This window comes from Nocardioides piscis (genome assembly GCF_011300215.1).
Taxonomy (GTDB): Bacteria; Actinomycetota; Actinomycetes; order Propionibacteriales; family Nocardioidaceae; genus Nocardioides; species Nocardioides piscis.
The window spans coordinates 1,905,672-1,931,314 of record NZ_CP049866.1 but is presented as its reverse complement, the minus strand read 5'-3'; the positions used below and the strand labels follow the sequence as shown (position 1 = coordinate 1,931,314).

At 70.1% G+C, this 25,643-nt stretch carries 28 protein-coding genes; 7 read left to right on the top strand and 21 right to left on the bottom strand.

Annotated elements, in window-relative coordinates; genetic code table 11:
* Positions 1 to 34: 34 nt before the first annotated feature.
* The 3 genes from G7071_RS19195 to moeZ all read right to left on the bottom strand — a co-directional run bounded on the left by G7071_RS19195 (position 35) and on the right by moeZ (position 4,118).
* Positions 35 to 1,801 (bottom strand): ATP-dependent helicase, encoded by a 1,767-nt coding sequence (locus G7071_RS19195; protein ID WP_246209913.1) that lies wholly within the window; start codon positions 1,799 to 1,801, stop codon positions 35 to 37.
* Positions 1,802 to 1,933: 132 nt separating this feature from the next.
* Positions 1,934 to 2,809, bottom strand: coding sequence for a hypothetical protein (locus G7071_RS09495; protein ID WP_166317882.1), 876 nt, complete (start codon positions 2,807 to 2,809; stop codon positions 1,934 to 1,936).
* Between the two features lie 109 nt (positions 2,810 to 2,918).
* Complete coding sequence (moeZ, locus tag G7071_RS09490) at positions 2,919 to 4,118, bottom strand: adenylyltransferase/sulfurtransferase MoeZ (protein WP_166317879.1); 1,200 nt, start codon at positions 4,116 to 4,118, stop codon at positions 2,919 to 2,921.
* 249 nt (positions 4,119 to 4,367) lie between these two features.
* Between moeZ and G7071_RS09485 the strand changes: the two genes are divergently transcribed.
* The 3 genes from G7071_RS09485 (at position 4,368) to G7071_RS09475 (ending at position 5,657) form a co-directional block, all read left to right on the top strand.
* On the top strand, positions 4,368 to 4,967 hold the full coding sequence (locus G7071_RS09485) for a TetR/AcrR family transcriptional regulator (protein WP_166321022.1): 600 nt from the start codon (positions 4,368 to 4,370) through the stop codon (positions 4,965 to 4,967).
* A gap of 55 nt (positions 4,968 to 5,022) precedes the next feature.
* Positions 5,023 to 5,241, top strand: a complete 219-nt coding sequence (locus G7071_RS09480) for a DUF3107 domain-containing protein (protein WP_166317876.1) — start codon at positions 5,023 to 5,025, stop codon at positions 5,239 to 5,241.
* A 143-nt stretch (positions 5,242 to 5,384) separates the two neighbouring features.
* The gene (locus tag G7071_RS09475) at positions 5,385 to 5,657 is read left to right on the top strand and encodes a GlsB/YeaQ/YmgE family stress response membrane protein (protein ID WP_166317873.1); all 273 of its coding nucleotides are present in this window, start codon (positions 5,385 to 5,387) and stop codon (positions 5,655 to 5,657) included.
* 78 nt (positions 5,658 to 5,735) lie between these two features.
* Here the strand turns inward: G7071_RS09475 and G7071_RS09470 are convergent, their stop codons facing one another.
* Positions 5,736 to 6,437 (bottom strand): ferritin-like fold-containing protein, encoded by a 702-nt coding sequence (locus G7071_RS09470; protein WP_166317870.1) that lies wholly within the window; start codon positions 6,435 to 6,437, stop codon positions 5,736 to 5,738.
* A gap of 64 nt (positions 6,438 to 6,501) precedes the next feature.
* Between G7071_RS09470 and G7071_RS09465 the strand changes: the two genes are divergently transcribed.
* Positions 6,502 to 8,067, top strand: a complete 1,566-nt coding sequence (locus tag G7071_RS09465) for a DEAD/DEAH box helicase (RefSeq protein WP_166317867.1) — start codon at positions 6,502 to 6,504, stop codon at positions 8,065 to 8,067.
* A gap of 83 nt (positions 8,068 to 8,150) precedes the next feature.
* Here the strand turns inward: G7071_RS09465 and G7071_RS09460 are convergent, their stop codons facing one another.
* Genes G7071_RS09460 through G7071_RS09450 form a run of 3 tightly spaced genes read right to left on the bottom strand, consistent with a single transcriptional unit; the run spans position 8,151 to position 10,589 of the window.
* Entirely contained in the window at positions 8,151 to 9,017 is an 867-nt protein-coding gene (locus G7071_RS09460) for an endonuclease/exonuclease/phosphatase family protein (RefSeq protein ID WP_166317864.1), read from the bottom strand.
* Positions 9,018 to 9,077: 60 nt separating this feature from the next.
* Positions 9,078 to 9,722, bottom strand: a complete 645-nt coding sequence (locus tag G7071_RS09455) for a L,D-transpeptidase (protein ID WP_166317861.1) — start codon at positions 9,720 to 9,722, stop codon at positions 9,078 to 9,080.
* Positions 9,723 to 9,725: 3 nt separating this feature from the next.
* Positions 9,726 to 10,589 carry a ParA family protein gene (locus G7071_RS09450; RefSeq protein ID WP_166317858.1) on the bottom strand — a complete coding sequence of 288 codons (864 nt, stop codon included), beginning with the start codon at positions 10,587 to 10,589 and terminating at the stop codon, positions 9,726 to 9,728.
* A gap of 79 nt (positions 10,590 to 10,668) precedes the next feature.
* On the opposite strand from G7071_RS09450, the gene G7071_RS09445 reads away from it, so the two are divergent.
* On the top strand, positions 10,669 to 11,421 hold the full coding sequence (locus G7071_RS09445; protein ID WP_166317855.1) for an SDR family NAD(P)-dependent oxidoreductase: 753 nt from the start codon (positions 10,669 to 10,671) through the stop codon (positions 11,419 to 11,421).
* Here G7071_RS09445 and G7071_RS09440 read toward each other — a convergent pair.
* The 5 genes from G7071_RS09440 to G7071_RS09420 form a co-directional block, all read right to left on the bottom strand.
* Positions 11,372 to 12,241: a PHP domain-containing protein gene (locus G7071_RS09440; RefSeq protein ID WP_166317852.1), complete on the bottom strand. Its 870-nt coding sequence runs from the start codon at positions 12,239 to 12,241 to the stop codon at positions 11,372 to 11,374. The genes G7071_RS09445 and G7071_RS09440 overlap by 50 nt on opposite strands.
* A gap of 28 nt (positions 12,242 to 12,269) precedes the next feature.
* The gene (locus G7071_RS09435; protein WP_246209911.1) at positions 12,270 to 12,899 is read right to left on the bottom strand and encodes a DUF6758 family protein; all 630 of its coding nucleotides are present in this window, start codon (positions 12,897 to 12,899) and stop codon (positions 12,270 to 12,272) included.
* Between the two features lie 30 nt (positions 12,900 to 12,929).
* Positions 12,930 to 13,529: a histidine phosphatase family protein gene (locus tag G7071_RS09430; protein WP_166317849.1), complete on the bottom strand. Its 600-nt coding sequence runs from the start codon at positions 13,527 to 13,529 to the stop codon at positions 12,930 to 12,932.
* 22 nt (positions 13,530 to 13,551) lie between these two features.
* The gene (locus tag G7071_RS09425; RefSeq protein WP_166317846.1) at positions 13,552 to 14,598 is read right to left on the bottom strand and encodes a MaoC family dehydratase; all 1,047 of its coding nucleotides are present in this window, start codon (positions 14,596 to 14,598) and stop codon (positions 13,552 to 13,554) included.
* 77 nt (positions 14,599 to 14,675) lie between these two features.
* Positions 14,676 to 14,849, bottom strand: coding sequence for a DUF5302 domain-containing protein (locus tag G7071_RS09420; RefSeq protein WP_166317843.1), 174 nt, complete (start codon positions 14,847 to 14,849; stop codon positions 14,676 to 14,678).
* Between the two features lie 233 nt (positions 14,850 to 15,082).
* On the opposite strand from G7071_RS09420, the gene G7071_RS19190 reads away from it, so the two are divergent.
* Together G7071_RS19190 and G7071_RS09415 are read left to right on the top strand one after the other, a co-directional pair.
* Positions 15,083 to 15,493, top strand: a complete 411-nt coding sequence (locus G7071_RS19190) for an alpha-hydroxy-acid oxidizing protein (protein WP_246209909.1) — start codon at positions 15,083 to 15,085, stop codon at positions 15,491 to 15,493.
* Positions 15,493 to 16,260, top strand: coding sequence for an alpha-hydroxy-acid oxidizing protein (locus tag G7071_RS09415; RefSeq protein ID WP_425489390.1), 768 nt, complete (start codon positions 15,493 to 15,495; stop codon positions 16,258 to 16,260). The genes G7071_RS19190 and G7071_RS09415 overlap by 1 nt, the downstream gene beginning before the upstream one ends.
* A 45-nt stretch (positions 16,261 to 16,305) precedes the next feature.
* On the opposite strand, the gene G7071_RS09410 is transcribed toward G7071_RS09415, so the two are convergent.
* The 9 genes from G7071_RS09410 to G7071_RS09370 form a co-directional block, all read right to left on the bottom strand.
* Positions 16,306 to 17,325: a hypothetical protein gene (locus G7071_RS09410; protein WP_166317840.1), complete on the bottom strand. Its 1,020-nt coding sequence runs from the start codon at positions 17,323 to 17,325 to the stop codon at positions 16,306 to 16,308.
* A gap of 27 nt (positions 17,326 to 17,352) precedes the next feature.
* A complete protein-coding gene (locus G7071_RS09405) occupies positions 17,353 to 18,552 on the bottom strand; it encodes an acyl-CoA dehydrogenase family protein (protein ID WP_166317837.1) in 1,200 nt (399 codons plus the stop codon).
* A gap of 133 nt (positions 18,553 to 18,685) precedes the next feature.
* Entirely contained in the window at positions 18,686 to 19,768 is a 1,083-nt protein-coding gene (locus G7071_RS09400) for a hypothetical protein (RefSeq protein ID WP_166317834.1), read from the bottom strand.
* 4 nt (positions 19,769 to 19,772) lie between these two features.
* Entirely contained in the window at positions 19,773 to 19,967 is a 195-nt protein-coding gene (locus G7071_RS09395; protein ID WP_166317831.1) for a DUF6752 domain-containing protein, read from the bottom strand.
* Positions 19,964 to 21,553 (bottom strand): class I SAM-dependent methyltransferase, encoded by a 1,590-nt coding sequence (locus G7071_RS09390; RefSeq protein WP_166317828.1) that lies wholly within the window; start codon positions 21,551 to 21,553, stop codon positions 19,964 to 19,966. The genes G7071_RS09395 and G7071_RS09390 overlap by 4 nt, the downstream gene beginning before the upstream one ends.
* A 7-nt stretch (positions 21,554 to 21,560) precedes the next feature.
* On the bottom strand, positions 21,561 to 22,463 hold the full coding sequence (locus G7071_RS09385) for a glycosyltransferase family 2 protein (protein ID WP_166317825.1): 903 nt from the start codon (positions 22,461 to 22,463) through the stop codon (positions 21,561 to 21,563).
* Positions 22,460 to 23,527, bottom strand: a complete 1,068-nt coding sequence (locus G7071_RS09380; protein ID WP_166317822.1) for a hypothetical protein — start codon at positions 23,525 to 23,527, stop codon at positions 22,460 to 22,462. The genes G7071_RS09385 and G7071_RS09380 overlap by 4 nt, the downstream gene beginning before the upstream one ends.
* 81 nt (positions 23,528 to 23,608) lie before the next feature.
* A complete protein-coding gene (locus G7071_RS09375) occupies positions 23,609 to 25,351 on the bottom strand; it encodes an RCC1 domain-containing protein (protein WP_484549353.1) in 1,743 nt (580 codons plus the stop codon).
* Complete coding sequence (locus G7071_RS09370) at positions 25,291 to 25,533, bottom strand: hypothetical protein (RefSeq protein ID WP_166317816.1); 243 nt, start codon at positions 25,531 to 25,533, stop codon at positions 25,291 to 25,293. The genes G7071_RS09375 and G7071_RS09370 overlap by 61 nt, the downstream gene beginning before the upstream one ends.
* Positions 25,534 to 25,643 lie beyond the last annotated feature (110 nt).

Genomic DNA, 25,643 nt, shown 5'->3' with positions numbered 1-25,643 from the left:
CCGACGTGGTCCCGGTGCTCGACAGCGCGCGCGGTCACCTCGAACAGGGCGCAGATCGAGTCGAGGTCCTTGTGGGCGCGGCGCGCCCCGGCTCCGCCCTGGTCGACCTGACGCCGCAGCCGGTCGGGCCACCCTGTGCCCGACCAGAGGTGCCACAGGACGTCCTCGACACTGGCGTGCTCCTCGAGCAGCGCAGCACCGGCACGCAGGAGGGCGGCCAACGCCCGGCAGCGTTCCACCTCGGCCCCGTCGAGGTCGTCGAGGAAGCCGTCGGCGACCACGGCGAGCCGCAGCAGCTCTCGGCTGGGACGGGGCGAGTCGCTGGTCTTGTCGCGTAGTCGAAGCCGTCGCACCAGGGCTCGCAGGTCGCCGGCATCGAGCCCCCGAGCGGGGAGAGCAGCAGGGACTCGATCCGACCGGGGTCGAGGAAGTCGGCTGAGTCGGGGTCGTGGTTGTCGATGTTGACCACGGCCCGGAGACCGTCGAGGAGCGGCAGCACGGCCGGGTCACGCACGAGCGGCACCTCGTCAGCGGCAACCTCGACCGGGACCCCGGCGGCTGCCAGCGCCCGCCGCAACGGCGGGATCGAGGCCTGGCCCGACCTGACCAGGACAGCCATCTCGGACCAGTCGACACCGTCCTCGAGATGGGCCCGCCGCAGCAGGTCGGCGAGGTGCTCGGACTCAGCGCGATCGGTGTCGAAGGTGAGGACCTCGGCGCGGCCCTCACCGTGCGGGCCGGGGACGGCCTGCGGGGAGAGGAATGCCTCGCGTGCGTCCGCCCCGATGCTGCCGCTCAGGGGCAGCCGGCCGGCGATCCGGCCCGCGCAGAGCAGCAGCCGTGGCCCGAACCGACGCGTGCGACGCAGGACCAGGACCGGCGCCCGATCGCCGCCGCTGGTGGGGAACTGGCCCGGGAAGTCGAGGATGCCGCGCACGTCTGCCCCGCGGAAGCCATAGATGGACTGGTGCGGGTCGCCCACCACCGTCAGGTTGCGACCGTCGCCCGCCAGCGCTCGCAGGAGCGCGACCTGGCCCGGATCGGTGTCCTGGTATTCGTCGACGAAGACGTGACTGAACCGAGCGCGCAGCTCGTGTCTGTGGGCCTCGGCCGTGATGACGGCCCGCCGGATCAGGTCTGGATAGTCGGTGGCACCCAGGTTGTCGAGGATCGTGAGGTATTGCTCCAGGAAGCGCCCCGCGGCCACGAGCTCCGGGAGGCCGTTGGCCGCGCCCAGCGCCTCCAGCCCGGTCGGGTCGAGTCCCTTCTCCCGGGCCCTGGACAGGACCGCGTGCACTTCACGCGTGAAGCCACGTGTGCCCAGGGCGTTCCTGAGCGACGGGGGCCACGACACCGCCTCGGGGTTGTCGTCAAGCAGCTCGCGGAGCACCACGTCGGCCTCGGGTGCGGAGAGCAGCCGCAGCGGCGCGTCGTAGAGGTCGAGTGGACTGTAGGCCCGGATCAAGGAGTAGGCGAAGGAGTGGAAGGTCGAGCACGTCGCCGCCGAGGTGGTGCGCCCGACGCGCGACGCCACCCGGTCGCGCAGCTGCTCGGCAGCCTTCCGCGAGAAGGTCAACGCCAGGACCTGGTCGGGATGCACCCCCCGCTGCTCGACCAGCTCCGCGATGGTCTCCACCATCGTCGTGGTCTTGCCGGTGCCCGGGCCGGCCAGCACCAGCAGCGGCCCGCCGGGGTGGTCGACCACGGCCTGCTGGTGCTCGTCGAGCACCGGCGGCTCGACCGCCTCGCCACTCGCCCGGACCAGGCGATAGGTGCTGCGCGGCGCGGGGCTCGTGGGCATGGGAGCACTCAAACAGACGTCACCGACAACGACGGACCGGGGCGGGCTGTGCGTCGGCGTACGGCGCGAAGGAAATGACCGACGGCCCCACCCCCCACAGATGGAGCCGCCGGCGCTTGTCGTCCCCTGGGATCAGAGGATCGGGCTGAACGCCTCGGTGCCGGGCACGAGGCGGAGGCCGGTGAAGCCACCGTGCTGCTGGGCGTAGGACAGCTCGTGGTTCAGGTCGCCGACGCCGTTGGAACCGGCCAGCGGTGCGATGGCCAGTGTCGACAGGGTGCCGAGGGCGTTGCCGTCGGCGTCGAGGAACGCGCTCCCGGAGTCGCCGGGGACACCGGGGCTGACGGTGTAGACGGCGTGCGACCAGCCCTCACCCTCGGTGCCGACGCTGGTGCCCTCCTTGGGCGAGAGCTCCTCGACACCGGCGCGCAGGCTGGAGTTGCCGTAGGAGTAGACCGTGTCGCCGACGGCCGTGCCGGTCGTGTTGATGCCGACCGGGCCACCCCAGAACGGGATGGAGGGGTTGACCTTGGCGACGTCGGCGGCGTCGACCTTGACCAGGGCGAAGTCGTTGTAGGCGCAGGCGTTCTCGTCGGTCTCGCCGAGCTTCTGCATGGTCAGCCAGGAGGAGTAGACCAAGGTGCCGCGTCCGACGGTGGTGCCGTCGGTGACCAGCGACCCACCCTCGACGAAGTCGACGCGCGTCCCCAGCGGGAGCGAGCCCGCGTCGCAGCCGTTGGTGTCGGTGGCCGCGCCAAGACCTGCGCAGTGGGCGGCATAGCCGACGAAGGTGGCGCCGGAGCCGTCACTGAAGACGAAGTTGCCCGTGCACTGGGCACCGTCGGTGTACATCTGGACGCCGGGGTGGATCTGGGCCGTGGCGGCCGGGGCGTAGGAGACGGTGCGGGGCTTGCCCTTCTTGGCGGCGAGCGCTGGGGCGGAGGTGGCGAGCGCGGCCGTGAGGGCGACGCTGGCGGAAGCGGCGAGAATGGTGCGAGTCGAGCGCATGGGTTCCTCTCCCGATCGGTTTCTCCGCACCCGAGGCGGGCGGAGCAGTCCGAAACGCCAACGAGGCGTGACCCCGAAGGGTTACGCCTCGCTGGAGGGGAGCCTTGAGTCAGTAGGTCGGCTGGCTGGGGTCGATCTGGTTGACCCAGGCCACGACACCGCCGCCGACGTGCACCGCGTCGGCATACCCCGCGCCCTTGACGATCGCCAGGGTCTCGGCGGAGCGCACACCGGACTTGCAGTGCATCACGATCTGCTTGTCGCTCGGCAGGTCGCTGAGCGCGTTGCCGTTGAGGAACTCGCCCTTGGGGATCAGCACGGAGCCGGGGATCTTGTTGATCTCGAACTCGTTGGGCTCGCGCACGTCGATCAGGACGAAGTCCCGCTCGCCGTTGTCGCGTTCCTTGATCATCTGCTCGAGCTGGGTCACCGAGATCGTCGAGCCCGCGGCGGCCTCGACGGCCTCCTCGGAGACGGCACCACAGAAGGCGTCGTAGTCGATCAGCTCGGTGACCGTTGCGTTGTCGCCGCACAGGGCGCAGTTGGGGTCCTTGCGGACCTTCAGCTTGCGGTATTCCATCTCCAGCGCGTCATAGATCATCAGCCGGCCCGCGATCGGCTCGCCGATCCCCGTCAGCAGCTTGATCGCCTCGTTGACCTGGATCGAGCCGATGCTGGCGCACAGCACGCCCAGCACGCCACCCTCCGCGCAGCTCGGCACCATGCCCGGCGGCGGGGGCTCGGGGTAGAGGCACCGGTAGCAAGGCAGGTCGTCGCCCAGCATCGGCGCGAAGACCGAGGCCTGGCCGTCGAAGCGGTAGATCGAACCCCACACGTAGGGGATGCCGAGGAAGTATGCCGCGTCGTTGACCATGTAGCGGGTCGCAAAGTTGTCGGTGCCGTCGACGATCAGGTCGTAGCCGCGGAACACCTCGAGCACGTTGTCGTTGTCGAGCCTGTCCTCGTGGAGGATCACCTCGACATAGGGGTTGATCTCGGCGATCGACTCCTTGGCCGAGAGGCCCTTCGGCTTGTCGATGTCGCTGACGCCATGGATCACCTGGCGCTGCAGGTTGGACTCGTCGACGGTGTCGAACTCCGCCACTCCGAGCGTGCCGACCCCGGCCGCTGCGAGGTAGAGAAGCGCAGGGGAGCCCAGCCCGCCGGCGCCGATGACGAGCACCTTGGCGTTCTTCAGCCGCTTCTGTCCGGTCATGCCGACATCGGGAATGATCAGGTGGCGGCTGTAGCGCCGTACCTCATCGATGGTGAGCTCGGCAGCTGGCTCGACCAGCGGGGCGAACGACACAACAACTCCTCAGACGTCAGTGGCGGATGTCCGGCCCAACACCGGTGACCGCGCTTCTTGTTCCCCATCGTCGCCGCGGCCACCGATGGGGGGCGACCGATCCCGCCATCCGGACCCGACCACCGGATGGGCCCGCCCGCCTCCTCAGCAGGGCTACGTGTGAGTAGGCTTCGGGTCACTGCACCGGGAGGAACACACGTGAGCGTCGACCGCTTCGACTCCGGCGAGGCACGACCCCGAGGGGGACGGATGCCGCGCCGGGAGCGCCGTGCCCAGCTGATGGAGGCGGCCCTGGAGGTCTTTGCGACCCAGGGCTACCACGCGGCAGCGATGGACGACATCGCCGACCGCGCCGGGGTCTCCAAGCCGGTGCTCTACCAGCACTTCCCCGGCAAGCTCGACCTCTATCTCGCGCTGCTCGACACGTCCTGCGACACGATCATCGACAACTGTCGCCAGGCACTCGCGTCCACGACCGACAACAAGCTGCGAGTGCAGGCGACGATGAAGGCCTTCTTCGACTACGTCACCTCCGACACCGGCGCCTTCCGGCTGGTCTTCGAGTCCGACCTGACCAGCGAGCCAGCGGTCCGTGAGCACGTCGACCGGGTGACGACCGAGTGCGCGACCATGATCGCCGAGGTGATCCGGGAGGACACCGGCCTCCCCGACGAGGCCTCGCGCCTGCTGGCCGTGTCACTGGTGGGAATGTCCCAGGTCAGCGCACGGTTCTGGCTGCGCGAGAACGGCGTCAGCAGCGGGGCCATCCCGCTCTCCGACGCCGCTGCCCTGGTCTCCGGCCTGGCCTGGCGCGGCATCCGCGGCTATCCCAAGACCGAGGACAACTGACCCGTCGACACCCCGTCGACGACACACCCCCCACCAACTGCACAAGGAGTGACCCATGGAGGTCAAGATCGGCGTCCAGTACGCCCCCCGCGAGCTGGTCGTGGAGACCGACGTCAGCCCCGACGAGTTCGAGGCGCAGCTGCGTGAGGCCGTCAGCTCCGACGGTCTCCTCGCCTTCACCGACACCCGCGGGCGCCGCGTCGCCGTGCCGGGCAGCAAGATCGCCTACGTCGAGATCGGCTCCGGAGCCTCGGGCACCGTCGGCTTCCGCTGAGCCGAGGCCGCTAGCAGCACGAAACGGCTCGCCGCGCAATGGTCAGAATTGATCATCCGAGCGCGAACGACCATAGTGAGACCGTGCCAACGTCTTCGGCGGCATGCGCTGCTGCGCACAACTGAAAGGGAACCATCATGCTCATGACCATCCTCTTCTACCTGATCGTCGGCGCTATCGTCGGCCTGCTGGGCAAGTTCCTTGCCCCTGGCGACAAGGACAACATCCCGCTCTGGCTCACCATCCTGTGCGGCATCGGCGGCATGATCCTCGGTGGGTTCATCTACCAGGCCTTCGGTGGCGACGGCAGCGACGGCCTGGACTGGGTCCAGGGAATCGTCGCCGTGGTGACGGCACTCGTGCTCGTGATGATCGCGTCGACCGTGACCGGTCGCAACACGAAGTCGCACGTCTGAGACTCACCTGACAAGAAGGGCCCGCACCGATCGGTGCGGGCCCTTCTCCATGTCTTCAGCACGTATGGCGACGGGTGCTCAGGAGTCGAGCCCCAGGTCGCTCATCCGCCTGGCGTGGTTCTCGGTCAACCTGGCGAACATCCGACCCAGGGCGGCGAGGTCAAGCCCCGGGCGGTCGACGCCGCCGGCGAGCAGGGCGCTGAGGGCGTCGCGCTCCCCTGCGACCCGCTGGGCCTGCGTCAGCGCCTCCCCCATCAGCCGCCGCCCCCACAGGGCGAGCCGGCCACCCATGCGCGGGTCCGCCCGGATCCCCGCACGCACCCGGTCGACCACCAGCTCTGCGTAGCCCACGTCGACGAGCGACTCGATGACGGCGTCGCGGGTCACGGGGTCGAGGTAGGCCGCGATCTCGCGATAGAAGTCGGCAGCGAGGCCGTCGCCGACGTAGGCCTTGATCAGGCCCTCGTACCAGTCGGCGGGCCGGGTGTGGGCATGGAACTCGTCGAAGCCCTTCTTGAAGATCCGCATCGTGGCGTAGGGGTCGGCACCCAGCTCACGCAGTCGCTCGAGCAGCGTGGTCAGGTGTCCGAACTCGGCTGCGGCCATCGACATGAACGCGACCTTGTCCTCGAGCGTCGGGGCCAGCTTGGCGTCCTCGGTGAGCCGCTCGAAGGCGGTCAGCTCGCCGTAGGCGATCGCCCCGAGGAGCTCGGTCACCGCCTGGGTGTAGACCGGATCCTGGTCCGGGTCTGCTGTGGGGGCACCCGACGATTGAGTCATGGCCAAACCCTAGGCGATACAGTGACGGAACCGCGCGCGGCAAACATCTCGCTGCGCCGGTCGAATGTGCGCGGCAGGCTTTCTCTTACGAGTCCGCCGCACGACGACTCGCAAGACAACAGAAAGCGACACAGCCGTGACCACCACCTTCCGTGAGCTCGGGGTCCTGCCCCTGATCTGCGACGCCCTCGAGCGCGCCGGCATCACCACCCCGTTCGCCATCCAGGAGATGACCCTCTCTGTCGCGTTGATGGGCACCGACCTGATCGGCCAGGCTCGCACCGGCACCGGCAAGACCCTCGCCTTCGGCATCCCGGTGATGCAGCGCAGCGTCACCATGAGCGACCCGGCCTACGCCGACCTGCCCCAGGGCAAGCCGCAGGCGCTGATCGTCGCCCCGACCCGTGAGCTCGCGCTCCAGGTCTCCAACGACCTCCACCTCGCCAGCAAGGACCTCGGCCTGCGCGTGCTGACCGTCTATGGCGGCGTCGGCTACGACACCCAGCTCGACACGCTGGCCGCAGGCGTCGACATCGTCGTGGGCACCCCGGGTCGCCTCATCGACCTGGCCAACCGCAAGGCCCTCGACCTGTCCCACGTCCACGCGCTGGTCCTGGACGAGGCCGACGAGATGCTCGACCTGGGGTTCCTCCCCGACGTCGAGCGGCTGCTGAGCATGACCCCGGAGACGCGTCAGACGATGCTGTTCTCGGCCACGATGCCGGCTGCGATCGTCTCCTTGGCCCGCACCCACATGCGTCACCCGATGAACATCCGGGCCGAGTCGTCCTACGAGAACGCGACCGTCCCGGCGACGGCGCAGTTCATCTACCTCGCCCACGACCTCGACAAGCCCGAGATCATCGGGCGGGTCCTGCAGGCCGACGACGCGGAGAAGATGATCGTCTTCACCCGCACCAAGCGCCAGGCCCAGCGCATCGCCGACGACCTGGCCGAGCGCGGGTTCTCCGCCGCTCCGCTGCACGGCGACATGGCCCAGGTGGCCCGCGAGAAGGCCCTGGCGAAGTTCCGTGAGGACAAGCTCAAGGTGCTGGTGTGCACCGACGTCGCCGCTCGCGGCATCGACGTACGCGGCGTCTCCCACGTCGTCAACTACACGTGCCCCGAGGACGACAAGACCTACGTCCACCGCATCGGCCGCACCGGCCGGGCGGGCGCCTCGGGCACCGCGATCACCTTGGTCGACTGGCCCGACATCGCGCGCTGGAAGATGATCAACAAGACGCTCGACCTGCCGTTCCCGGACCCGCAGGAGACCTACTCCACCTCCGAGCACCTCTTCCACGACCAGGGCATCCCGGCCGGCACCAAGGGTCGGATCGTGGACGCTGCCCCGGTCGAGCGCAAGCCGCGCGAGGACCGTGGCAGTGACCGGGGCGGTCGCAGCGACCGCAGCTCCTCCGAGCGTCCCGCACGCAGCCGCGACCGCAACCGCACCCGTACCCGCAGCGGCGCCCCCGCAGCCCAGGACGCAGCCAGCGGCCAGACCGACTCCGCCGCACCCGCCACAGCGGGCGAGGGCAAGCCTGAGGTCAGCCGCACCAACCGGCGCCGGCGCACCCGTTCGGGTGGCAGCAAGCCGACCGGGGCCACGACCACCGAGGCCTGACCCGGCCCTCGTCGCGACCTGCACAAAGCGGCGAAGTCCCCGCCTGAGCGGGGACTTCGCCATCAGAGCTGTGCCGCGGCGGCCTACTTGTTGGACGGCACCCATGCCCGCGCGGTGAGCGCGGGGTGGTCGCTGATCCCGTTGTAGACCTTCTCGAAGTCGGAGAACTCGGCGCCCGAGCCCAGCATCCAGTCGGGACCACCGAAGCGCGGCACCGGGCACGGGTTCTTCGCCGTGCCGCCGTTCATCGACACCAGCGGGGTGGCCGCGGCGAACTTCTGGCAGAACTCCGAGCGCTCGTTCACGTCACCGATCACGAAGACCGGCCGGTCACGACCGGCCAGCATCTTCTTGACCAGCTTGATCTCCGCCGCGGTGGACACGTCGCGCTCCCGCTCCTGGCCGCCGGGGGCGTTGTGGATGGCCACGACCCAGAAGCCACGGCCGGTCTCACGGTCGCGCAGGCGGACGTAGGGGATGGGCCGCGCCCAGCCCAGGAACGGGCGCATGATGTGGCCGGTCTCCATCTTCTTCACCGTCTTGGTGTTCCAGGCGATCTGGATCGCCGAACCACGGGTGCCCAGCGAACGGCGGGGGAAGAAGCTGTAGCGCGGCATCACCGTCTGCATCTGGCGCAGCTGGTCCTTGGCAACCTCCTGGAAGGCGGCCGCGTCGGCGCCCTGGTCCTGGACCCACCGGGCGGCGCGGGTCGCGCGGTCGACGCCGCCGCGAGCGATGGAGCTGCTCAGAATGTTGAAGGTGGTCAGCCGCACGCCGTACCCGTTGCGGGGCGCCGGGGTCGCTGCCGACTCCGCGTCGGACGCAGAGGCCGCTGCCGACGCGGGTCCGGCCGTCAGGACGGGGGCCAGAGCGAGGGTGACGAGGAGGGCGACGACACCGGCCACGACACGGGACAGGGCCTTGGACAGGACAGTGGGTGAGCCAAGCATCCGGACACCATGGCAACGCCCCCGGCGGGTCGCCAAATCGTCGCCGCCGCGACCCGCACCTCAGACCACGACGACGGCGGTGCCCTCGGGGGCGAACTTCCACAGCGCGACCGCGTCGGCCCTGGCCTGCCGGATGCAGCCGTGGGACAGCGGCGTGCCCAGCTCGGCCCGGGTCTGCAGGGGTTGGCCGAGCTTGGTGGGGATGGTGTGGAAGCCGATCGCCGCGTGCTCCCCGCGGGTGAACCGGACGAAGAACTCCATCACCCCCGAGTCGTCGATCCCGACGGCCCAGCGCGAGCGCGAATAGACCTGATAGGTCCCCGGGTCCAGGTTGTCCTCGATGCTGCCCGAGACGAGGTGGGTACGGCGGACGCTGCCGTTGCCCCGCACGAGCCACACCCGCTGGTGCTCCTCGCTGAACACGACGCGCCTCCCCTCCCCCGATCCCTGCGGCAGCAGGGTCGCGGCGAGCGACTCGACCGCATCGGCCGGCATGCTCGGACCCGCCACCACCGGCTCCGGCGCCGACCGGACAGGTGGGGCGACCGCGCTCGGTGGCGTCACCGAGAGCCTCTCCCCCGCCGCGCTGGACGGCGTCGGGACCAGTCCGACCCCGCCGAGCACGGACACCGTCGTCACCCCCAGCGCCGCAGCGGCCAGCACGATCCGGCCGTAGCGAGGCGAGGCGGACCGGTGACGACTCATGGATCAGGCCTTCTGGGCCGACTTCTTCTGGGCCGACTTCTTCTGGGCCGACTTCTTCTGGGCCCCGGCCTTGCTCGGCCGCGGACGCTCGGCACGCTTGACCAGGTTGGCGGCGACCTCGCGGTAGGCCACCGCGCCCTTGTTGCTACGGCTGGTCGACAGGATCGACCGGCCGGCCGCCGGCGCCTCGGCGAACTTGATCGTCTTGGGGATCGGCGGGCCGACGACCTCGAGGTCGTAGGTGTCGCTGATCGTCTCGAGCACGGTGCGGGCGTGGTTGGTCCGACCGTCGTAGAGCGTCGGCAGGACCCCCCAGACCTCGAGCTTGCGGTTGGTGAAGCGGCGCACGTCGTGCACGGTGTCGAGCAGCTGGCCCACACCGCGGTGGGAGAGCGTCTCGCACTGCAGGGGGATCAGGACCCCGTCGGCAGCCGTCAGCGCGGCCACGGTGAGCACACCCAGGGAGGGCGGGCAGTCCAGGAGCACCCAGTCGTAGGCGACGTCGCTCTCCTCCAGGGCCTCGATCGCACTCTTGATGACGTGTTCACGGCCGGTGCGGGTGAGGAGGTCGGCCTCGGCGCGGGCGAGCTCGATCGTCGCCGGCATCAGGTCGACGCCGTCCGGGGTCTCCACGATCACCTCGGTCGGGTCGAGCCCCTTGGTCAGCACGTGGTGGACCGAGAGGTCGAGGTCCTCGGGATCGATCCCCAGGGAGAAGGTGAGGCACGCCTGCGGGTCGAGGTCGACGAGCAGCACCGAGTGGCCCAGCTCGGCGAGAGCAGCCCCGATCGAGGCGACGGAGGTCGTCTTGGCGACTCCGCCCTTCTGGTTGGCGATCGCGAGGGTCACCGTTCGTGGTCTGGTCATCACCGCCCATCATGCCCGACCGACCGATTCATGCCGGGACGAATTGCCGCGATTGGGACGACACCTGTTTGCTGATGGCATGACTTCCGTACTCGTGACCGGCGCGACCGCCGGCATCGGCCTCGAATTCGCCCGCCAGCTCGCGGAGCGTGGCCACGACCTCGTGCTGGTCGCCCGCGACGAGGCTCGGCTGGCGACCGTGGCAGCCGAGCTGTCATCGACGTACGAGGTGGAGGTCGAGACGATCGCCGCCGACCTCGTCGTCCCCGAGCAGCTCGCCACGGTGGAGGCGCGGCTCGCCGATCGTTCCCGCCCGATCGAGCTGCTGGTCAACAACGCCGGCTTCGGACTCAAGAAGCGCTTCCTCGAGAACACCATCGAGGAGGAGCACGCGATGCTCGAGGTGCTGGTCACCTCGGTGCTGAGGCTCTCGCACGCCGCTCTCGGGCCGATGGCCGAGCGCGGGCGCGGCGGGATCATCAACGTGTCGTCGGTCGCGGCGTGGCTGCCGCGCGGCACCTACTCGGCCGCGAAGGCCTGGGTCAACAGCTTCAGCGAGTGGGCCCACTACGAATACAAGCCGCAGGGCGTGAGCGTGATGTCGTTGTGCCCAGGCTTCACCAAGACCGAGTTCCACCAGCGCATGGACGTCGAACGCGGTGAGGGCTTCATGTGGCTCGACGCCGAGTTCCTCGTCCGGACGGCGCTGGCCGACTTCGAGAAGGGCCGCGCGTTCTCGATCCCGGGTGCTCAGTACAAGGCGATCAAGCAGCTCACGCGGATCATCCCGACGCCGCTCGCCCAGCGCTTCCAGTCGATGGGACGGAAGTAGCCTCGCTGAGGATGCGCTCGAGCTCTGCGGGGTCGGTGGTGTTGCAGCCGAGGTCGTGATCGACCTTGCCGAGGCCGTGATGGTCGCTGGACCCGGTGACGATCAGGTCGAGGTCGCGAGCGATGGCGCGCAGCGCGTCGCGCTCGCGGGGTGAGTGCTCCTGGTGGTCGACCTCGATGCCGCGCAGGCCCAGGTCGGCCAGCCGGGCGACCTCCTCCTCGGTGATGACACCGACCGAGCGACCCCACGCATGGGCGATCACCGGGACACCACCGGCTGCCACGACCAGCGACACGGCCTCGTCGAGCGGGCAGGCGTAGCGCTTGACGTAGGCAGGACGACCGGGGTTGAGGTAGGTCGCGAAGGCCTCCTCCCGACTGGCGACGAACCCCGCCGCGACCATCGCGTCGGCGATGTGGGGTCGGCCGGTGGCCGCGGCGTCGCCGGAGACGCGGTGCACGTCCTCCTCGGTCACCGCGAGCCCGAGGCCCTGCAGCTTGGAGCACACGGCGGGAAGGCGGGAGTTGCGTCCGTCGAGGATCGCGTCCAGCGCGGTCACCAGCGGCGGATGGGTCGGGTCGAGGAGATAGGCGAGCAGGTGGACGCTCGCGGACCCGAGCCGGGTGCTGATCTCGATGCCCGGCACGAACCCGATGCCGACCTCCTCCGCCGTGCGCTGCGCCTCGGCCCAGCCCCTGGCGGTGTCGTGGTCGGTCAGCGCAACCACGTCGAGGCCGGCCGCCTTGGCTGCGCGTACGAGGTCGGCGGGCGTATCCGTCCCGTCGGAGACCGACGAGTGGGTGTGGAGGTCGATACGCACGGTTCCAGTCTGGCATCTGCAGCCGAGATCACCACCGCGGCGGCGTGCCCCCGAAGGTCATCTCGATCAGCGCGGCTCCCGCACCGGAAGCGTCCCGGAGGATCCAGTCGTCGCGCATCAGGAGCATCGCCGACGCCGGGTGCAGGACGATCCACAACCATCGCCCCGAAGCCTCGCCGACGAGCACCGCCCGGTCGAACTCCCCGTCGGCTGCGCTCGTCGACACCGCCCACAACGGAACCTCCCGCCCGTCCACCTGGACCCTCGCGACCGGCGGCTCCTCAGCGACGTCGCTGGGATAGCTGCGGTCGAGGCGCGCGACCCGCGCACCGAGGCCTGTGCCGGGCTCCTCGGAGACGACGAACACGTCGACTGCTCCGTCGAGCTCGCTCACGCCCGAGCAGCACGTCACCGTCGCCTGCGGCTTCCGGCCCGCCCTGGCGACCACGCCGAAGTCGCTGATCTGCCAGCCCGGCGACAGGGGCCACGGCAGGAGCGTCGGGAAGCCGTCCGCCTGCTCGAGGTGGGCGACGAACGCGGCGTACGTCGATTCGCGCGCCCGCCACAACGGCGGCTGGACACCGTGCAGGCCGCACACCCGGTCCGGGCCCTCGGCGCGCACGGGCCGCGCGCAGCGGGGACAGCCGGCGTCGAGCACGCCCCCAGTCTCACGCCTGTCGCGGCGGCGTCAAGGGCCGACCAGTGCCACTGCGGAGTTCCAGCGCAGCAACACCGGCGTCTCGCGCTCGTAGCCGAGCACGGACAGGGTCGAGGTGTCGAGACGGTAGTAGCGACCGTCGGTCACCGATTGCTCGAGCCACCGCGCAGTCAGCGCCCGCAACGAGTGCCCGTGGGCGAAGACGAGGGTGCGGCCGTCGTTGGCGCGGGCCCTGGCGATCACCCGGTCCAGGCGCTCGGAGACCTGCTGGGCGTCCTCGCCGCCCGGCACCGGGTGGGACCACACCGTCCAGCCCGGCACCGTCTCGCGGATCTCTGCGGTGGTGATGCCCTCGTAGTCGCCGTACGCCCATTCAACGAGGTCGTCGTCGACGGCCGCATCGGGGAAGCCGGCGAGCTCGGCCGTCACCCGCGCACGCGTGCGCGGGCTGGTGAAGACCTGGGCGAACTCGACGCCGGCCAGCCGGGGACCGAGCGAGCGGGCCACCTCGGCGCCCTTGTCGGTCAGCGGGAGGTCGGTCGTCGACGTGTGCCTGCCATCGCGGCTCCACTCGGTCTCGCCGTGGCGGATGAGCCACAGCTCGGTCGTGATGGTGGGGTCGGCGCTCATGGGCCGACCCTAGACTCCTCGCTCAGACCGGGATCAGGGCCCAGTAGTCGAGGTCGAGCAGGACGCCGTCGGCATACTTCCCGTCGTCGCCGCGCAGCGTCATCGACTCGTCGCGGCCGCGGGTTGCCACGAGGCGAAGACGCAGAGCGCCGACGCCCGGCGCCTCGGTCTCGCCCTTCTCGAGGACCTCCGACCAGGCATAGACGGTGCGGTCCGCATACGCCGGAGCCGTGTGCGCGCCGGCGTTGATCGCGGCGACCAGCTGGGCGTTGGCGAGACCGTTGAAGCTCAGGGCGCGCGCCATCGAGATGACGTGGCCGCCGTAGACCAGCCGGTTGCCGTCCGCACGAGCCTGGGTGTTGAAGTGCACCTTCGCGGTGTTCTGCCACAGCCGGGTCGCCATCATGTGCTCGGCGTCGGTGAGCGTCACCCCGTCGACGTGGTCGATCTTCTCGCCGACCTCGTAGTCACCGAGGCGGTGCGGCTCCCCTGCCGCCGCGAAGTCGTAGGACGTGAAGTCGAGGCCGGCAGGGACCTTCAGGTCCGACGCCTCGAGCACGGGCTTGAGGTCCGGCACGAACGTGTCGGGCGCCGGGGCATCGACGTCCCGCTTGTGCACCATCACCCACCGGCACCAGTCGATGGCCGTCTCGCCGCGCTGGTTGACCGCGGTGGAGCGGACGTAGACCACGCCGGTCTTGCCGTTGGAGTTCTGCTTGAGGCCGATGACCTCACTCGTCGTACGCAACGTGTCGCCCGGCGCCACCGGCTGGTGGAAACGGCACTCGGCATAGCCGAGGTTGGCGACCGCGTTGAGCGACACGTCGGGGACGGTCTTGCCGAACGCGACGTGGAAGCCGATCAGATCCTCGACCGGGTGCCGCTCGAGACCGACCTGCCGGGCGAACTCCGCGCTGCTGGGGAGCGCGAACCTCGTGGGATAGAGCGCCTGGTAGAGCGCACGGTCGCCCTCGGTGATCGTGCGCGGCGTCGCGTGCTCGATCACCTGGCCGACGGTGAAGTCCTCGAAGAAGTTGCCCGCGTTGGTCTTGCTCGTCGTCTTGCTCATGGCCCACATCGTGCCGCACCCGCGCCCTGGTGGACGCGGGTGCTCACGTGGTCATTCTCACGACGGTGCCCCTCGGGTCAGCTGCCGCCGCCGCCTGCCTTGCGGCGATGCATCTTCGGGCCGGCGCCACCCTCGACTTCCGAGCCGTGCGCCTTCTCCGGCACCGGGCCGTCCTGGTGGACGCCCTTCTCCTTGTTGTTCTTCTTGTCCAGGGCCTCGCGCATCTTGGCCTTGAGGTCTTCGTTCGACATGTGGTCCTCCTCTGCTCAGGGGGCCAGCCTGCCAGTCGCGTCAACTCGGGGTCGAGGGGGTTTGTGGCCGGCGTCCCTAGCGGGCGCCGGGACGCCGCCCGATGCATTTCCACGCACCTGCGTCGATGTTCGGGCCACGCACGGCCCCGGGACCTGCACTTCCACGCACCTGCGTGGAAGTACGACGATGCGTGCGCCGCGGCCGGGCTCCTCCCGGCGACGCCGAACCCCGCATGTTGCATGCTTTCGCCCATGGCCAACCTCTCCGACTTCAACACCGGCATCTACTTCGCGGGACTCGGCGGGCAGCTGCCGCCGTACCCCTGACCCAGGAGAAGTGGGAGGCGGCAGCGGCCGAGGTCCTGGAGGAACGGCTCTTCGACTACGTGGCCGGCGGCGCCGGCGACGAGCAGACCCAGAACGCCAACGTGGAGGCCTTCAGCCGGTGGGGCACCGTGCCGCGCATGCTCTCCGGCGCCGCGGAGCGTGACCTGTCGGTCGAGCTCTTCGGACGGCGCTACCCCACCCCGATCTTCATGGCCCCGATCGGCGTCGTCGGGATCATGGACGCCGGGGGCACGGTGACCTGGAGGTCGCCCGCACGGCTGCCGCGACCGGCGTCCCGGCGGTCATCTCCACGCTGATGCAGGACCCGTTGGAGGACGTCGCCGCCGAGCTCGGTGAGACCCCCGGCTTCTTCCAGCTCTACACGCCCAACGACCGCGAGCTGGCCGAGAGCCTCGTGCGCCGCGCCGAGGCTGCCGGGTATGCCGGGATCGTGGTCACCCTGGACACCTGGACCCTGGGTTGGCGTCCGCGCGACCTGCAGCACGCGACGTTCCCGCAGATGCGCGGCGAGTGCCTGGCCAACTACTTCAGCGACCCGGTGTTCCGCAGCCGGCTGGAGAAGTCGCCGGAGGAGGACCTGGCTACGGCGACGATCACCTGGGCGCTCACCTTCGGCGATCCGACGCTCACCTGGGACGACCTGGCCTGGCTGCGCGGCCTGACCGACCTGCCGCTGCTGCTCAAGGGGATCTGTCACCCCGACGACGTCCGCCGCGCGAAGGAGGCAGGCGTCGACGCGATCTATTGCTCCAACCACGGCGGGCGCCAGGCGGCGAGCGCGCCCGCGCTGGAGCTCCTGCCCGGAGTCGTGGCAGCGGCCGAGGGGATGCCGGTGCTCTTCGACTCAGGGGTCCGCTCGGGCGTCGACGTGGTCAAGGCGCTTGCGCTGGGTGCGACGGCGGTCGGGGTCGGACGCCCCTATGGCTGGGGCATCGCGATGGGCGGCGCGGCCGGGGCGCAGCACGTGCTGCAGTGCATCCTGGCCGAGGCCGACCTGACCATGGGGCTCAACGGCCTCCGCACGGTCGCGGAGCTGGGACGAGACGCCCTGATCCGGCTCTAGCGAGCGCGGCTGGGGCGGGGTCTCGTGACAGGCCTTCGGCCTTCCTCAACCGTCGGTCCGGATCTGCTCGGCCAGCAGCCCGGCCAGCCCGGCGATCGCGGCGTCGGCGACGAGTGAGGCGTCGATCGTGGCCGGATCGACGCCCGGCACGTCGACGGGCGTGAGGTCGTTCCAGGCGCCGACGAGCGCCACGTCGAGGTCCTGAAGGGCCGTGACCATGTGGTCGGCGTGGTCACGGACCCACGGCGCGACGGGCAGTCCGGTCGAGGGCTCGACCGACTTGCGGGCCGCGAGGACCTGCTTGGCCAGCACGCCCTTGCGCAGGTCGGTCCCCTCCGGGAACGGCAGTCCGGCCTCGTCGAGGAGCTCGTTGAGCCGGCGGATGACCAGCGTCGAGGCCGCGCCGACGGACTCGTTGTCCAGCCGCGCCGGCGCGAACCCGTCGGGCGAGGTGCCGAGGACCGAGCAGAAGCGCTCCCACAGCAGCTCGCGTGGAGCGCCCGGTGGAGGCACGGTGACGAGGGTGACGGGCGCGCCGACCTCCTCGCCCCAGGTGCGGGCGATGCGGACGAGGTTCTGCTGTCGCCAGAACGTCCGCCCCGACTCGGGGGCGTCCCGGGACTCGTCGCGGTGGCCCGGGCGCCACTCCTCGATCCCGGCGAGGTAGTCGGCGAAGGTCCAGGTCCGGCCGTTCTGGACCGTCTCCTGCCACATCGCCGCGATCGACCGGTTGAGGTCGCGCGCAGTGACCACGACGTCGACCTGGTGGTCGGGGAAGGTGTCGAGCACTCGGCGTACGACGACCGGGCGCGCCGGCCCGAGATATTCCATCGAGATCACCGAGGTGCCCTCGTGGGCGTGCACCTTGCCGGCCATCTTGGCCCACTGCGCGTCACCGGAGCCCAGGACGTCGCGGGCAGCCATCACCTGCGAGAGCCAGTTGAGCCCCGGCACGAGGATGCCTCGCTCCTCCAGCAGCAGCCGCTTGTTGGCGAAGAGGCGCGACTGGACGAACGAGGTCCCCGACTTCATCACTCCGACATGGAGCACGAGACGGGGCGACATGCGCGTCACCCTATCCACGCGGGCCGGTCAGCCCTTGAGCTTGTAGTCCTTGAGCAGCGAGCGGCCGATGATCATCTTCTGGATGTCGGACGTGCCCTCACCGATGAGCATGAACTTGACCTCGCGCATCAGGCGCTCGATCTCGTATTCCTTCGAGTAGCCATATCCGCCGTGGATGCGGAAGGAGTCCTCGACGACCTCGTTGGCATATTCGGAGGCGACCATCTTGGCCATGCCGGCCTCGACGTCCAGCCGCTGGCCGGTGTCCTTGAGCCGCGCCGCGCGGACCATCATCGTGTGGGCGACCTCGACCTTGGTCGCCATCTCGGCGAGCCGGAACAGGACCGCCTGGTGCTCGGCGATGGCCTTGCCGAAGGTCTTGCGCTGCTGGGCATAGGCGACACCCAGCTCGAAGCCGCGCCACGCCAGGCCGCAGGCCCGGGCGGCGACGTTGACCCGACCGACCTCGACGCCGTCCATCATCTGGAAGAAGCCCTTGCCGGGCTCCCCACCGAGGATCTGGTCGGCGGAGATCTCGTGGCCCTCGAGGATGAGCTCGGTCGTCTCGACGCCCTTGTAGCCCATCTTGTCGATCTTGCCGGGGACGTTGACGCCCTGGGCGGTCTCGCCGAAGCCGGCTTCCTTCTCCACCAGGAACGTCGTCATGTTCTTGTAGACCGAGTCGGCGCCCTCGTCGGTCTTGACCAGCACGGCGACCAGGGTCGAGGTGGCGCCGTTGGTCAGCCACATCTTCTGGCCGGTGATGGAGTACGAGCCGTCGTCACCCTTGGTGGCCTTGGTGGTGATGGCCGAGACGTCGGAGCCCAGGCCCGGCTCGGACATGGAGAAGGCGCCGCGCACGTCACCGGCGGCCATGCCGGGGAGGTACTTCTTCTTCTGCTCCTCCGTGCCGTGCTGCATCAGCAGGTAGGCCACGATGAAGTGGGTGTTGATGACGCCGGAGACGCTCATCCAGCCGCGGGCGATCTCCTCGACCACGAGCGCGTAGGTCAGCAGCGACTCCCCCAGCCCACCGAACTCCTCGGGGATGGTCAGGCCGAAGACACCCAGCTCCTTGAGGCCCTCGATGATGTCGGTCGGATATTCGTCGGCGTGCTCGAGCTCCTGGGCCACCGGGATGATCTGCTCGTTCACGAACTGTCGAACAGCCTTGAGGATCTCGGTCTGGTCCTCGTTGAGTCCGTCGGTCTGGCACAGGCGACCCATCAGGCGTCCCTTCGTTCGTCAAGCAGCGTCGTGGTTATCGCGGAGTTTAGGCGCGTACGTCGACCGGCCGCCCCTCGGACCACAATGAGAGTTCTCACACGGCCCCGGCCCACACGGCCCCGACCGGCGGCGGTCAGCGGCCGCGCAGTGCCTGCATGAGCCTTGTCCGACGTGGGACGGGCTCGGGTCGGCGCTGACCGCGGTCGGCGCGACGTTGCAGCTCACCCAGCAGGGAGGCCGTCAGGTCGAGCGCCACGTCGGCGACCTCGGCGTCGGTCACCGAGTCGGGATGCCGGCGCTCCGGGAGCTCGTCGGGGACCAGCAGCAGGTCCACGTCCCCGATCACGTCGTATGCCGATGCGCGGATCTTCGCGACCGCACGCGCCCCTCGTCTTCGCGCATCCGCGACCTGGTCGGGAGCCGGCCAGAAGCGCTCGCCGCCGCGCGGCACCAGCATGGAGTCGGCGAGGAACGACCGGAGCCAGACCCCGCGGGCCCGGGCGGTGTTGAAGCCGCGCAGCCGTTCGTTGATCCGGCGCATCGTCTCTGCCTCCACCACCCCCATCGAGGCGTTGGCGAAGCCCTGCGAGGTGTCGCAGGTGTCGGGCGCGATGCCGAGGATCCCGCAGAGCCTGGTCCACAGCTCCTCGCGAGGTGCACCGGCCGGCGGGGGCGCGATCAGGTGGAGTCGCTCCGGCGGCAGCGTCGGCGACCAGCGGTCGAGCACGAGCCCCAGGTCGAGGGCACGCCAGTCCCACACGGCGCGGGGATCGTCGGACTCGCCCCGGCCGTAGTCGGCGAGGGGCGTGGTCGACTTGTTCTTCAACGACTCCTGCCAGCTGCTGGCGAGGAGCCCCAGGGAGTCACGGGTGGTGACGACCAGGTGGACCTCGGCCGGAGCCAGCTGGTCGACCATCCGCTGCGCCTGCAGATGCGAGGCGGCGCAGAAGAACTCATGGCTGATCAGCACGTCGCCGTCCCAGGCGGCGGTGTCCGCCAGGATCCGGTCCCACGCCTGCGCCGCGCCCGGACCGCGCCGGCTGACGCCCGGGTCGTCGCGCACGATCATCGAGGCGAACAGGTGGTCGCTCTTGCGCGCGCCCGGGAGCAGGACGCCGGCGTCACGGAGCCGTGCACGACCGGGCCAGGCGATGGCCTGGAGGTAGGACGTGCCGGTCTTCGGCAGCCCGATGTGGACGAAGACGCGACGAGCCATGCGCCTAGGAGCCCAGCTCGTCGACGTATCGCTCGACCTTCGACTGGTCGGCGCCCGGCAGCAGCTCGGTCACCACGTCGAGGAGCTCGGCGAACCGCTGGTGCAGCACCGCCCCCTCCTCCACTCGGGCGCTCAGCGCGGCCACCTGCTCCTCGAGCTCGCGCACGCGCTCCTCGAGGTCCTTGCGAGAACTCCTCATTGCCACTCCACCTCCAGGCGGCACGACCGCCACTGCTTGCCCTGGGACAACTCTTCCCCATAGCCGTAGTCGATCGGTTGACCGACCAGGTCGGTCCGTCCGGTGACCCGGCCACCGCGGCGCTCGACGTCCGCCACCACGTCCTCGACGAGCAGCGGCACCACGAGTGGCGGCCGCCCGTCGTCGTCGACGATCTCCTCGGTCAGGAACTCCAGGTGCACCCGCTCCCCCGGCCGCAGCACCATCGACACCAGCCGCCAGAAGTTGTCCACGCCGTAGGGCGAGGTGGAGTCGATGACGTGCCGGGCCAGCACGGTCCGCGGTCCGGACCGCGCGGCGAGCTTGGCACCCCAGGCCAGCACGTGTCGCAGCTCGAGCAGGTTCATCGTGCGCAGCTCGAGCGGCCAGTCGTTGGCAGCGGCCTTGGCGGCCACGAACTGCATCGCCACCCCGGAATAGTCGAGCCCGACGCACGCGCGGCCCTGCTTGGCGAGCCAGCGACCGTCGCGCCCGCGGCCGCACCCCACGTCGAGCACCCAGGCGTCCGGGTCCTCGCGCTCGTGGAGGACGCGGGAGATGTCGTGGGGCGGCTGGTAGGGCGGGAGCAGCCGGGCCAGCCCGTAACGGTGGTCCCAGGCGGCACGGTGGAGCCGGGTGCCGCGGAACCACTCGTCGAAGCGCCGCTGGACGGCCGGGTCCTTCTCGTAGCGGAACGCCGGGTCGGGGACCCGCCAGCCGGGCCCATAGGTCTCGACGAGCAGCCGCTCCGGGTCGGCCGGTGCCGGCAGCACGCGGCCGTCGAGGGTGACCGTGCCGAGCGGGAAGATCCACTCGCGCTCGTACGGCGCCCAGATCTCACCCAGCAGCGCGAGGTGTCCCTCGGAGAAGAAGCCGCCGAAGACGTCCAGCCCCCGCACCGAGCCGTCGGCGTCGGGGACGTCGATCTTGAACGCCGCACCGCTGTGCCGGCTCGTCGCATAGCCCTGGCGCTCCATGGCGCGCTGAACCCGGTGGGACTCACCGATCACGTCGATCGGGTGGGTGTGCTCGCTGACATAGCCGACGTCGGCGTCGTTGTCGTGGCCCAGGAAGGTCCCCTCGCGGACCGCTCCGAGCAGGGTGCCGTAGGCCGGGAAGGCGGCCAGTCCCTGGTCATGGAGGAGGTCGAGCACCGTCTCCAGCGCGTCGAGCAGCGGCGTGAGCTCGGCCTCGTCCTTGGTCTCGAACGTCTTGACGAGCCGGCCATACATGTCGATGCCGAGCAGCGCCCCGTCGCGGCCGACCACGGTCAGGCGCCGGTCTTCGTCACCGAAGCGCACCTCCTCGTCGACGACGACGTCCCCGTCGCCGAGGGTGAGGGTGAGCCGCGTGACCCCGACGAGGTGCATCGTGAGCCGCTCGGGCCACGCCACGCGCCGCGCAGCCGCCCCCGCGTCGTCGCCGTCGTCGGCGACGCTGTCGCGCAGCGACCAGAACGACCAGATCCGTCGACCGTCGAAGCCCACGTTGCACAGGACGTCGTCGACCGCGGTGAACCGCAGTCCGTCGTCGTCGATGCGGACGTCGCTCAGCCCAGCACGAGCCATGAGCGCATCACACCCGGCCGAGGAACCGGTCCGGGACGCGCACGAACGGCCGGTTGCGCATGGCCTGGACCTGGCCGCCGCCCACCGCTCGCCATACGTCCGGCGCCGACTGCTCCACGATGCCCGGCAGCTTCTTCAGGGGCGGCCCGAACGGCTTGATGGCGTCGTGGTCGATCTCGGCGGTGATCTCGTCGAGCAGGTTGACCATGTCGCCGCCGCTGCGCTCCCAGCTCGTCTTGGCGGCGCGACCGTCGGTGCGGAACATCTCGTGCCGCCGGTCGGCCACGGCCTTGAGGTGGTCGCGGTCGGCGAACTTCATGTGGAACATGAACAGCTCGGGGTCCACCTCGAACGGGCACCGGATGCCGTGGGAGGCCAGGGCCCAGTTGGCGGGCTCCCACTTCAGCGACGGCTTGCACATCAGCGGCAGGAACTTGGCCAGCTGGCGCTGGCCCAGGATCGGCTCACCCTCGACGAGCGCGGGCTCGCGGGTCACGTCGTGGACGAGGTTGAGACCCATCACCCCGACGGCCTGTCGGCCGGGACGAGCCGCCACGAAGTGGCGCAGGGACGCGTGGACCTTGGGATCGGCGACGATGAACTCGTCGACGTCGCAGAAGATCGCAGCGTCATAGGCCTCGAGCAGACCGGCCGAGAGCCCGCCGAGCAGGCCCATGCGTGCCGGCTCGAACGACTTCTTGGTCAGCGGCGGGATGCGCAGAACCGGGCAGGGCAGGTCGTCGGTCGAGCCGTCGGTGCTGTTGTCGTCGACGACGACGAGGTTGTGCGCGCCGACCTCGCGGGAGTAGTGCTCCACCCACCGACGCAGCATCGGCCCCTCGTCGCGTGCCATCGTGATCACCGCGACCTGGGGAAGGTCCGCAGGGGACGGACCGTCGGTGGGGCTCATGCCTTCCTCCGCTTCTTCGCGCGGCGCAACCGCTGCCGGTGCATCGCCTCGCGCTCCATGCTCAGCTCGGTCATCCGGGTCAGCCCGTCCATCGCCGCCTCCAGCTGGGTCTGGGTGGAGACCTGGTCGGGATGGATGCCGCGCACGGGTCGGGGCTGGAGCTCGTCGAGGTCGCCGATCACACGGTGCCCCTGCTTGCGCAGGGCCGTCACCTCGGCCGCTCCCCGCTTCATCACCCAGCGCTCGTCCACCCCCAGGGTCGGCTCGCCCGCCCGGGCGGCCAGGCTGCGCTTGGCCAGCAGGTGCTTGACGAGGAGGTCATAGAACTTGTGGTCGGCCGCGGGCGTGCCACCGCGTCCGAGCAGCTCGTTGAGCTGACGCAGCGTCAGTGCGGTCGCGAGCCCAATCGACCGGTTGGCCCGGACGTCGAGCTCGAAGGCGTCCGGGTCGAGCTGCAGCACGGTTGCGAACCGCTGCCACAACAGGTCGCTGGGCGCGCCCTTCGGCGGCACCGTCATCAGGGTGAAGTGCTCAGCGCCCACCACGTCGCTCCAGCGCCGCGCGATCGCAGCCAGGCCCTGGTGGTTCCAGAAGTTGCGGGCGACGGGCGACTTGCCGTCCTCGGAGCGTACGGCGGCGAGGTAGTCGTCCCAGGTCACAGCCGACCCGTTCTGCACCGACTCCAGCCACATGGCCGCGAGGTTGCGGGCAAGGTCACGCCCGGTCAGCACGACCTCGAGCCGTCCCTGCAGCCCGTCGCGGATGATCTCGATCTTGCGCGTCACCCGGGGAGCCAGGAACTCCATCGAGACGACCGCGGTGCCCGGCGTGGCATTGATCTCGTCGACCAGCGACTGCCAGGGCCCCTCAGGGTCGAGAGCGGCCTGGCGGGGCCCGCCGTGGGCGATCAGGTCCTGCACCGCGGCGACCTGGTCTCGCCAGCGCTCGCCGGCGAACGTGATGCCGTGCTGGGCCAGCGCCTCGCGGTTGTTGCCCAGGACGTTCTGGATGAAGCTCGTGCCCGACTTCATCGAGCCGATGTGGAGGACGACGCGCTCTGCCACGTCATTCCCCTTCCTGCTCGACTGCTCTTGGCCCCGCCGCTGCGTGACGTGCGGGTGGAGCCTATCGAGCGGACTGCCGGGCTAGGGCAGGCGTACGTCGACCAGCGCCATGTTGTGGTCGGTGACGAGGCTCAGCAACGGCGGTCGGGTGTATTCGAAGTTGCTGTACGCCGCCTCCGGTGACCCGAAGATCCAGTCCACCCGCATCCGGCTGGGTGGGTTGGTGCAGCGCTTGGTGACCGGGTCGTAGGAACCGCCGTACGGGCTGACGAGGTCGGTCTTCTTGAGCACGTTGCACAGCAGCGTGCGCTTCTCGTTCATGTCACCGATGTAGAACACCGGCACACCCGTGGCGCGCAGCTCGTTGATCTTGGCGAGCTGCACCCGCGTCGCCTTGTCCCGCTTGAACTGGTAGTCCCACGGGGCGTTGTGGACGTTCAGCACCCAGATCTCCTTGCCGGTGATCCGGTGACGCAGCCTGACCAGCGGACGCGGCAGCTCCTTGCTGATGAACTGCGTGGTCAGCGTGGTCTTCTCGACCGCCTCCCACACGCTCGTGCGCCAGGCCAGCGGGGCCTCGACCGCGTCGTCGCCCGACTCGGGCCGGGGCCACACGTCCCAGGTGCCGCGTGCGGCCTTGAGGAAGTGGAACATCTGGTCGGAGTTGGGCTCCTGCAGGCCCATGATGTCGATCGCGCTGTTGTCGAGCTGGTCGGCCAGCCAGCTCATCCGCGTGGTCGCCGGCGCGAAGGCGTCGTCGTGGGCGTAGGGGCGGGTGTGACCGTTGCCCAGGGCGTTGACGGTGGCGATCCGGAAGTCCGTGGCACCGGCGGGGTCGGGCGCGGGGAGGGGCTCGACCTCGAGGGGGGACGGGCTGCTGGTCAGGGTGCCGTTGCCGAGCTGGGCGCGGTCGTTGGCGCCCCAGCAGGTCGAGCCGGTGGCGGTGAGGCCGCAGACGTGTCGCCAGCCGCCCTCGATCTCGGTGAGACCGCTCGGCCCGGCGACGGGCTCGGCCGTGAAGGGGACGCTGCCGTCACCGATCAGGCCGTAGGCGTTGTTGCCCCAGCACCACGCCTGACCCTTGTCGTCGAGCAGGCAGGAGCCGCCCTCGAAGGTGGCCAGGTCGACTGCCTTGTGGTTGCCCAGCACGGTCTGCGGGCTCGGGGTGGTGGTGACGTTGCCGTTGCCGAGCGCGCCGTAGGTGTTGCGGCCCCAGCACTGGACGGCGCCGGCGGTCGATCGCGCACACGTGTGGGTCCAGGAGGTCGAGACCTCCGCCCAGCTGGTCGAGCCACCGATCCGGACCGGGCGCGACTTCCCGGCATACGAGCCGGTCCCGAGCTGGCCGAACAGGTTGCCGCCCCAGCACCGCAGTGAGCCGTCGGTCTTGGTGCCGCACACGAAGCGGCTGCCGACCGAGACGGTGGTCCAGCGACCGCCGGGGAGCTTCACGGGCTTGGGGGACTGCTTTGCCCTGGTCTTGGGGCCGAGCTGGCTGGCGGCGTTGTCGCCCCAGCAGAAGAGCTTCTTCTTGCTGGTGATGGCGCAGGTGTTGAACCAGCTCGCGTCGACGCTCTTCCACTTGGTCTTCTTCGACACGACGACGGGCTTGGCCCGGACCTTCGTGCTCCCGTCACCGATCTGTCCACGGTGGTTGAGGCCCCAGCAGAACAGCTTGCCGCTGTTCTTGATCCCGCACGTCGAGGCACCACCCGACGAGACCGAGCGCCACTTCTTGCCGCCGCGCACCGCCTGCGGAGCGCTCACGTCGGGGCCGACCTTGCCGTCGCCCAGCTGGCCGTACTGGTCGCGTCCCCAGCACAGCAGCGAGCCGTCACCTGGCAGGCGGCACCCGTGCTCACCACCGGCCGAGAGGGTGCCCCCGAGGAGGAGGCCCGCGCTGCGGGTGCGCTCGGGGCGGTGGTCGTCGGGGTGAGGGCGACTGCACCGGCAACCGGGGTCAGCAGGCTCGCGAGCAGGGCGATGAGGGCGATGTACGCCTTCATGGCGACCTCCGGGGTAGACGGCACGGACGACAGGTGTCACCAGCAACACCAGTCACGTTAGAACACATTCGTCACAGGAGCCAGCAGACCTCGTGGTCCCGACCCTGCAA